Annotated in this window: 1 protein-coding gene; it reads right to left on the reverse strand. The window is 59.6% G+C overall.

Translation table 11 applies throughout. The features are described 5' to 3' along the window. Positions 1-515, reverse strand: a 515-nt coding sequence (locus tag JF66_RS19490) for an NAD-dependent epimerase/dehydratase family protein (RefSeq protein ID WP_035880544.1), incomplete at its 3' end; no start/stop codon positions are given. Positions 516-835: the final 320 nt, after the last annotated feature.

Consider the following 835-nt stretch of genomic DNA (forward strand, 5'->3'; position numbering starts at 1 on the left):
ACCGGAGCAGCGGCAAATCTGGACACCCAATAGCTGAATCGGTCACTCATATCACCTGGCCCCACGATCAGGCCAGGTCGAGCAATCAGAAGACGATCGCCAACCGCCGCCATTGTGGCGCGTTCGGCGGCGACTTTCGCCTGCGCGTAATCGTCAAGGTCGACTGGCTCGACGAGGATGGCGTCCTCATCAGCACCCGGTTCAGCATTGGTCGCATACACCGACACGGAGGAGACCAAAGTCCAATGCGCCGTGCTGCCCGCCAACGCTTCAAGCGCTCCAGCGACAAGGTGCGCGTCACAGCTGAGCTCAATGATCTCGTCCCAGGATTCCCTCGCGACAAGATCGTAGGCCTGGGGCGATCGTCGGTCGGAGCGGACGAACGTCACGCCGCGTGGAGCTGCTCCAGATTCACCGCGAGCCAGGCACGTCACGTCCTGACCTTGACCCGCCAGCTTCTCGGCTATCTCTCGACCAAGCCAGGCAGTTCCCCCGAGAATAAGTGTGCGAGTCATAGCCACAGTCAATCGCACAACCGAGATACAACAATGACGGATTCGCTCTGAGCGTCGCCGAGGCGGCAAACGTACTGCGATGTCGCCGAAGGCTATTCGGGTAATCTTCGGCTGGCGCTGACAGCAGATTCTTGTCTGGAAGAATTGAGAGATGACTGTGACCCTTAAGCGAATCCTCACTAGCGAGTTCCCGTCGTGGTTGGACCGCAGCTGCAGCGAATATGTCGGTGATTTGGTTACCCAAGGCGGATCCCACGAGGAAGCTCAACGTATAGCGGCCGAGAGCATGGCTCGTTCGTTCCCGGAGGGTGCGCTGAGCC

Source organism: Cryobacterium sp. MLB-32, assembly GCF_000738085.1.
Classification (GTDB): domain Bacteria; phylum Actinomycetota; class Actinomycetes; order Actinomycetales; family Microbacteriaceae; genus Cryobacterium.